This is a genomic window from Providencia sp. UF-183 (assembly GCF_058246155.1).
Genome location: NZ_JBSICD010000030.1, coordinates 36,755 through 45,076 on the forward strand (window position 1 = coordinate 36,755; position 8,322 = coordinate 45,076).

Sequence of the window (8,322 nt, forward strand, 5' to 3'; positions counted from 1 at the left end):
ATTTGTCTACCCTTTCTAAGTCAATAACATCACAGTTAACACCACTAACAACAGCAATGGGTAGCTTTGTGCATGCCGCTTATCGCTAAGGTAAGGCATTAATAATGAAGCAAAACGGATCCCCAACCAAGAAGCTGCAATCAGAATCAACGCGCCTTTGAGGTAAATCATGCCAAGGAAACCCGCGCCGAGGTCAACGTGTTTTTCAATAGCAAAATAAAAGTAAGTTAATGTCCCTGTGATTGCCATCGGTAGCGTTAATGGGTTAGCAAACGCCGCCGCTTGGATCATACTGGCACCGCGGCGTCGCATCAGTGGAACAGTCATCACACTGCCCCCCACGCCTAAAAATGCTGCCACCGCACCTATTACCACACCAATCGGAGTATCCGCAAAAATGCCCCCACGAGAAGCCTTAATCCCTTCCGACCCCGTTTGCATAAAACCGGGGCGAATAAAGCAATCCAATATCGTGATAATTAAATAGGCAATAAATATCCAGCGGATCAACCCGCTATCTACTGATAACGCAACAATAGCCCCCAGTATTCCACCCATTGAAATGGGAATAATAAACGGCTTGATAATTGGCCAGCTAAGGTTACCTTTTAGATAATGAGCACGGCTCGATAGGGTTGATGAAAAAATCATCACACACGTAGATGTTGCCACTGCAACTTGCATCGCCACTGCGCTTGCATCGCTTTGAGGCCCCCACACCAAGGTAATTAACGCATACAACAGTGGAACCGTGATAAACCCACCGCCAAAACCAAATAACGCGGTTGTGATCCCCGAAATAAAACCAAATAAGCAAAGAAGCAGTTCCACAGAAAATTCCTCATCAGTCATTGAGAAAATATCTTATCGATGCGTAAGCCGCCTTGCTTATGCAGATTCGACAACCTGCTTTGAGATTTCGCCAACATTGTTAACTTATTTCCTACATGACTAAACCAACTAAGTGAAATAAATGTGCCACTAAGAATTCATTTATTCAAAAAATATCCCGATAATAGTTAAATCTAAAAATTCACAGCTGGGTAAGCCAATGAAATGTATTAACTGTAATGAGCGCGAAGCGAATAAAGAGTCTGGTTGGTGTCATGAATGCGAACAGTTGGAAGTCCATAAAATTAATGGCGTACTTTATCTGCCAGCTTTAGGGCTAATTATTACCGCATTTTTGTCTATCTTTGGAGCATACCAATTAGTCCAAGTTGTCAACTATTATGCCGAAAATACGCAGGGTGTTCCTGCATTTTACCTTGGCGCTATTGTGCTACAACTTGTCTATATCATTATCACACTCGTCGCTTGTTGGTTTTTCTTTAATAAGAAAAAAGCGACTAAATGGGTGATGATTTCCTACTACATTTTTGCGCTCATCGTAACGCTGTATTTTACCGTTTTTATCGCCATAATTTATGGCGCTAAATTAACCAATACAGATTACCAGCAAATACTCATGAGCACATTCAGTGCCGCGCTGTGGATTGGTTATTTCATTAAATCCGACCGTATCTCGCAAGTTTTTACTCGATAACTACCATAAAAAATGCCAGCCTTTTTATCGGCTGGCATCATCACAAACTTAAATCAGGCTTAATGCATTATTTCAGTACATTATAAATAACGGTTTCGCCTGCTTTCACTTCACCATCAACTAAAATCTCGACACCTGCGAAATCATCGATATTACTGATGATAACTGGGCTGATCATCGATTTAGCATTGGCTTCAAGGAAATCTAAGTCTAATTTCAAGATTGGTGTACCCGCAGTGACTTCTGCACCTTCTTCCACTAAACGCGCACAACCTTCGCCTTTCAGCGCAACGGTATCGATCCCCATATGAACAATGAGCTCTACGCCATTTTCAGTTTCAAGGCAGAATGCATGGTTAGTTTCGAAAATTTTCACCACGGTACCCGATGCAGGAGCTAACACTTCATTGCTGGTTGGTTTGATGGCAATACCATCGCCCACAATGCGGCTAGAGAACGCTTCATCTGGTACATCATCGAGGGAATAGACTTGTCCACTGACTGGCGCAACAAGGGATAAAATTGCATTGCCTTTCGCTTTCGCTGGCTCGGCTGCTTTTTTCTCTTCCGCAGCTGCAACTGGCGCAGTCCCCGCAATCGGCCCTTTCGCAATCACTTCCGTCATTGCTTTAGCAACCAATTCAGCACGGGTTCCTACTATCACTTGCACGTTTTGTTTGTTCAGGCGAATCACACCAGAAGCACCAAGACGTTTTGTCATCGCGTCGTTAACAATTGCGGTGTCTTTGACTGTTAAACGTAAACGCGTGATACATGCATCGATACTGACAATATTATCGCTACCGCCTACCGCAGAAACATATTGGCGTGCTTCTTTTTGGATATCGCTATCCGTGGTATTGGCAGGGCTAAGGCTTTCATCGTAACCATCAATGGTTTCATCGCCCGCGCTTTCTTCACGACCTGGGGTTAACAGGTTGAATTTGCGGATCATGAAGCGGAAGATCACGTAGTAAATGCAGAAGAAGACTAAGCCTTGAACAATCAGCATATACCATTGAACAGCTAATGGGTTACGTGATTGCAGCAGCATATCCACTAAACCTGCGCTGAAGCCGAAGCCTGAAATCCACTCCATTGTTGCGGCGATATACACAGAAATACCAGTCAACAGTGCGTGGATAACATACAGGATTGGTGCTACGAACATGAATGAGAATTCAAGCGGTTCAGTGATACCAGTGAAGAATGCAGCAAATGCACCCGCAATCATGATACCCGCCACTTTGGCTTTGTTTTCAGGGCGTGCACAGTGGTAAATCGCCAGTGCTGCACCCGGTAGACCAAACATCATGATTGGGAAGAAACCAGCTTGGTAACGACCGGTGATACCAACCGTTGCTAGGCCTGCTTCAATAGATTTAGCCCCACCAAGGAAGTTTGGAATATCATTGATGCCCGCAACGTCAAACCAGAACACCGAGTTCAGTGCATGGTGCAAGCCAACAGGAATTAACAAGCGGTTAAAGAATGCGTAGATACCCGCACCGACAGAACCTAAATCTTTAATGCTTTCACCGAAAGACACTAAACCGTTATACACCACTGGCCAGACGTACATCAGTACGAAGGCTAAGATGATCATCAAGAATGAGGTTAAAATCGGAACAAGGCGACGGCCACTAAAGAATGACAACGCTTTTGGCAATTCAACACCACTGTAGCGGTTGTATAATTCAGCAGAAAGTACCCCAACTAAGATACCCACGAACTGGTTATTAATTTTACCGAATGCCGCTGGAACAGTTTCCAGAGGAACATTCATAATCATGGAATAAGATGCAGGAGAACACAGTGTTGTCACCACTAAGAAGCCGACAAAACCGGTCAGTGCCGCAGCACCATCCTTATCTTTAGACATCCCATACGCAACACCAATTGCAAATAGCACGGACATATTATCAATAATAGCCGCACCGGATTTAATCAGTAACGCCGCGATTGCACTATTAGCGCCCCAACCATCTGGGTCAATCCAATAGCCAATCCCCATTAGGATTGCTGCGGCTGGTAGTACAGCAACTGGCACCATAAGTGCCCTACCAATCCGCTGTAAGTAGCTAAGAATATTCACAAACTCCCCCTTTATCGCCCTATTTTTGCCCCATTTACGGGATCTTCTTGTTCACACACCTAAATCATAATTTAGGTTATTGAGAGTATCAATTTCATAGTCTAAATTAATTGTTTCGCGATGCAAAATAAATAGGTGCGATTTGTGATAAATGTCAACGAAAGAGTTCATGATCTGACTAAATTAGTAGCTATTATTGAAAACTTATTTTATGATTAAAAATAACTTATTTAGGCCATTAACCTGTATATTCTCAGCGCGTTTAAAATGCGGAGCTAACCATTTAAACGGCACTGTATACCAACACCAACGCGTAATAAATTTGTAGTATAACGAGTATTCCTATATCTAATGCATAACATCAGGGATACACATATATATGAAAGATTTCACAGACTTATTAGAGGTAATTGAAACATGAGGCTAATCCCATTAAACAATGCGCATGATGTCGGCACGTGGTCCGCGCAATATATCGCCGATAAAATCAACGCATTCAACCCAACGGCTGAACGCCCGTTCGTTCTCGGTTTACCAACAGGTGGTACCCCACTTGCAACCTATAAAGCACTGATTGCTTTATATCAAGCTGGTAAAGTGAGCTTTAAACATGTCGTGACGTTTAATATGGATGAATACATTGGCATCCCAGCTAATCATCCACAAAGCTACCACACATTCATGCATGATAATTTCTTCAACCATGTTGATATTCAAGCTGAAAACATCAACTTACTCAATGGTAATGCCCCTGATGTTGATGCGGAATGCCAACGTTATGAAGATAAAATTAAATCTTACGGCAAAATCAATTTGTTCATGGGCGGCGTAGGAAATGATGGCCATATCGCTTTCAATGAACCAGGTTCATCACTGAATTCTCGTACCCGTATTAAGACGTTAACGCCAGAAACACGCCAAGCAAACTCACGCTTCTTTGATAATGATATCAACCAAGTGCCAAAATTTGCGTTAACGGTAGGGGTTGCCACACTCATGGACGCAGAAGAATTAATGGTGTTAGCGACTGGCGCAAATAAAGCGAATGCAGTTCACGCTGCGATAGAAGGTTCCATCAACCATATGTGGACAGTGAGCTGCGTGCAAATGCACCCGAAAGCACTGATTGTGTGTGATGAACCTGCAACGCTCGAATTAAAAGTCAAAACCCTCAAATATTTCAAACAACTAGAATCTGAAATTATTGAGAAGTTTAACTAAGATTATATTTATCAATCACCCGACTGGCGACGGCTAGTCGGTGACCCATTTTTCCAGAGGTCAGGAGTTTAAAACCATGTATGCACTAACTCATTGCATTATTTATACAGGTCATGAAAGACTGGATAACCATGCTGTCATCGTTGATGGTGAAATCATCAAAGAGGTTTGCCCTGTCTCTGAACTGCCTGCAAATATTCCACAACACGATTTGCAAGGCGCAATTCTCTCTGCTGGTTTTATTGATCTGCAAGTTAACGGCTGCGGTGGTGTTCAATTCAATGACAATAAAGAAAATGTCACGTTGAAAAATTTGGACATCATGCAAAAAGCCAATGAGCGCACAGGTTGCACTAGCTACCTACCAACGCTGATCACTTGCTCTGATGATCTGATGAAACATGGCATTGACGTCATGACTGAATATTTAAAAGATCACAAAAACCAAGCCCTTGGCCTACATTTAGAAGGTCCTTATATTAATGTGATCAAAAAAGGGACTCATAACCCTGAATTTATTCGCCAGCCTTCCGCTCAAATGATTGATTATTTGGCCTCCCACGCCGATGCCATCACAAAAATCACCTTAGCGCCTGAAATGGTCGACCTCGATTATATTCGCCAATTAAAAGCAGCGGGTATTGTGATTTCAGCGGGGCATTCAAATGCGACCTATGAAGAAGCGAAACTTGGCTTTAAAGCCGGTATCCGTTTCTCAACTCACCTTTTCAATGCGATGCCATACATTTCAGGCCGCGGTCCAGGTTTAGTTGGCGCCATTTATGATACACCAGAAGTGTATGCAGGCATTATTGCCGACGGCCTGCATGTCCAATGGGCTAACATTCGAAACAGTAAGCATCTGAAAGGTGATAAATTAATTTTAGTGACGGATGCAACAGCACCAGCAGGAATTGATCCTCAAACTGGTGAAATGGATCATTTTATCTTCGCAGGTAAAACCATATACTATCGTGATGGATTATGTGTTGATGAAAATGGCACACTCAGCGGTTCGTCACTGACGATGATTGAAGCAGTCAGAAACAGCGTAGAACATGTCGGTATCGCATTGGATGAAACACTTAGAATGGCAACGCTCTATCCAGCAAGAGCCATCGGAGTTGATGAAACTTTAGGGTCAATTGCTCCGGGTAAAATTGCGAATTTGACCGCATTTAACCACGACTTCACTATTCTCGCGACTTACGTAAACGGAAAGGAAGTCTACAAAATGAGTAACTAGCTAATGAATCAAAGCCACTCGCTAAAGCAAATTGGTAATATTGACCTCGTCAAACAACTCAATAGTGCTGTCGTCTATAGCTTGATAGACCAACAAGGTCCGATATCAAGAATTCAAATAGCGGAGCAAAGCCAGCTTGCCCCAGCCAGTGTCACGAAGATCACTCGCCAGCTACTCGAACGCGGTTTAATTAAAGAAGTTGACCAGCAGGCCTCCACTGGGGGCCGTCGCGCTATCTCCATTGTTTCTGAACACAAAAACTTCCACACCATTGGTGTCCGTTTAGGCCGCTATGATGCCACTATCGCATTGTACGACTTAGGCGGAAAAATGATTGTGGATGGCCACTACCCTATCTCTGAGCCTTCTCAAGAAGCTGTCGAGCAAAAATTGATTGCCGCCCTCGAAGATTTTATCGAGCAAAATCACCGTCGCATCAAAGAACTGATCGCTATCTCAATAATTCTCCCTGGCTTGGTCAATCCAAATCGCGGCATTATTTTCTATATGCCCCACATCAAAGTGGACAACTGGCACCTGATTGATAACCTGCAAGCACATTTCAATATCACCTGTTATGTTGGGCACGATATTCGCAGCCTTGCGCTTGCTGAGAGCTATTTTGGTGCTACGCGGGATTGTGAAGACTCTTTATTAGTACGCATTCACCGAGGTGCTGGAGCAGGCCTTGTGATCAATAAAGAGATTTTGCTCAACCATCGCGGTAATTTAGGGGAAATTGGCCACATTCAAGTCGACCCCCTTGGTGAACTGTGCCACTGCGGTAATTTTGGTTGTTTAGAAACCATTGCCTCTAACCAAGCCATTGAAGCACGCGTTAAACAGCGCTTAGAACAAGGTTATTCCAGCACGCTAACCGCGGAAACTTGCACGATTTCCTCTATTTGCCAAGCTGCAAATAAAAATGACCCCCTAGCTACTGAGGTTATTCAACACGTTGGCCGACAAATTGGTAAAGCCGTTGCGATTACCATTAACTTGTTCAACCCAGAAAAAGTGGTGATTGCAGGGGACATTACAGAAGCTGAGCAAATTTTACTGCCCGCTATCCAAAGCTGTATTGATACTCAAGCACTCAAAGGCTTCCGTGAGAACTTACCGATTGTTACCTCCCAATTAGTCCATAATTCGGCGATTGGCGCATTCGCTTTAACTAAGCGAGCAATGCTTAATGGCGAATTACTGCAAAAGTTGTTTGATAATTAATTTTCCTCTCTTCAATGAATGAATAAAAGCAGGTTTAGGCCTGCTTTTTTGCTTTGAGAGACCCAATATCAAAAAATATGCTGGCCCTTCACCATGGCATTGTACAATTTAAAATCTATGTGTATTTTCTCAAATAATCTCTGCTTCATTTAAAATCAAATTTCGCAAAATATGGTTATTTCTCCCTGTTATTTTTTGAACAGACTAACAGTCAAAATCAGATTTATTTCAAATCAAGGGTTGTTTTTTGCTGGCTTTATCGACAAAATGATTATTCAACAAACAAACAGACGCATTTTCTGAAAAATAGTGCAAAAAGCTGTTGACTGTAGGGTCTGTAATTAGCATAATGCGCCCCGCAACGCCGATGAAGGTTAAGCAAAAAAAAGATGGCTATGTAGCTCAGCTGGTTAGAGCACAACACTCATAATGTTGGGGTCACAGGTTCGAATCCCGTCATAGCCACCATTTATTTGCGGGAGTGGCGAAATTGGTAGACGCACCAGATTTAGGTTCTGGCGCCGCAAGGTGTGCAAGTTCAAGTCTTGTCTCCCGCACCATTTTCCTTCTCGGTAGTATTGAATTTAAGATTGGGGTATCGCCAAGCGGTAAGGCACCAGGTTTTGATCCTGGCATCCCCAGGTTCGAATCCTGGTACCCCAGCCATCTTAAATCATCAATAGTAGAATTTCCCGGATGGGGTATCGCCAAGCGGTAAGGCACCAGGTTTTGATCCTGGCATTCCCAGGTTCGAATCCTGGTACCCCAGCCATCTACTTCCCTTCCTACGTTGCAAAATTCACGATTAAAGAAATTAACAATGGCTATGTAGCTCAGTTGGTTAGAGCACAACACTCATAATGTTGGGGTCACAGGTTCGAATCCCGTCGTAGCTACCATTTCTTTGTTGTTGGGGTATCGCCAAGCGGTAAGGCACCAGGTTTTGATCCTGGCATCCCCAGGTTCGAATCCTGGTACCCCAGCCAT

Annotated in this window: 6 protein-coding genes and 6 tRNA genes; 10 read left to right on the forward strand and 2 right to left on the reverse strand. The window is 43.3% G+C overall.

Annotation, left to right across the window (positions count from 1 at the left end):
- Positions 1-15: 15 nt before the first annotated feature.
- Positions 16-831, reverse strand: a complete 816-nt coding sequence (locus AC4IFT_RS20670) for a sulfite exporter TauE/SafE family protein (RefSeq protein WP_490752579.1) — start codon at positions 829-831, stop codon at positions 16-18.
- A gap of 220 nt (positions 832-1,051) precedes the next feature.
- Between AC4IFT_RS20670 and AC4IFT_RS20675 the strand changes: the two genes are divergently transcribed.
- Positions 1,052-1,546 (forward strand): DUF2569 domain-containing protein, encoded by a 495-nt coding sequence (locus AC4IFT_RS20675; protein WP_490752581.1) that lies wholly within the window; start codon positions 1,052-1,054, stop codon positions 1,544-1,546.
- A gap of 67 nt (positions 1,547-1,613) precedes the next feature.
- On the opposite strand, the gene nagE is transcribed toward AC4IFT_RS20675, so the two are convergent.
- Positions 1,614-3,641, reverse strand: coding sequence for an N-acetylglucosamine-specific PTS transporter subunit IIBC (gene nagE, locus AC4IFT_RS20680; RefSeq protein ID WP_490752583.1), 2,028 nt, complete (start codon positions 3,639-3,641; stop codon positions 1,614-1,616).
- Positions 3,642-4,058: 417 nt separating this feature from the next.
- Here nagE and nagB point away from each other — a divergent pair, with 417 nt between their 5' ends.
- The 9 genes from nagB to AC4IFT_RS20725 all read left to right on the forward strand — a co-directional run bounded on the left by nagB (position 4,059) and on the right by AC4IFT_RS20725 (position 8,321).
- Entirely contained in the window at positions 4,059-4,862 is an 804-nt protein-coding gene (nagB, locus tag AC4IFT_RS20685) for a glucosamine-6-phosphate deaminase (RefSeq protein WP_490752585.1), read from the forward strand.
- 76 nt (positions 4,863-4,938) lie between these two features.
- Positions 4,939-6,108: an N-acetylglucosamine-6-phosphate deacetylase gene (gene nagA / locus AC4IFT_RS20690; RefSeq protein ID WP_490737697.1), complete on the forward strand. Its 1,170-nt coding sequence runs from the start codon at positions 4,939-4,941 to the stop codon at positions 6,106-6,108.
- Between the two features lie 3 nt (positions 6,109-6,111).
- A complete protein-coding gene (gene nagC / locus AC4IFT_RS20695) occupies positions 6,112-7,335 on the forward strand; it encodes a DNA-binding transcriptional regulator NagC (protein WP_219244317.1) in 1,224 nt (407 codons plus the stop codon).
- A gap of 391 nt (positions 7,336-7,726) precedes the next feature.
- Positions 7,727-7,803, forward strand: a tRNA-Met gene (locus AC4IFT_RS20700).
- A gap of 7 nt (positions 7,804-7,810) precedes the next feature.
- Positions 7,811-7,895: transfer RNA gene (locus AC4IFT_RS20705), tRNA-Leu, on the forward strand.
- Between the two features lie 31 nt (positions 7,896-7,926).
- A tRNA-Gln gene (locus AC4IFT_RS20710) sits at positions 7,927-8,001 on the forward strand.
- 31 nt (positions 8,002-8,032) lie between these two features.
- A tRNA-Gln gene (locus AC4IFT_RS20715) sits at positions 8,033-8,107 on the forward strand.
- 50 nt (positions 8,108-8,157) lie between these two features.
- Positions 8,158-8,234 (forward strand) — tRNA-Met (locus AC4IFT_RS20720).
- 12 nt (positions 8,235-8,246) lie between these two features.
- Positions 8,247-8,321: transfer RNA gene (locus AC4IFT_RS20725), tRNA-Gln, on the forward strand.
- The last annotated feature ends 1 nt before the right edge of the window (position 8,322 follow it).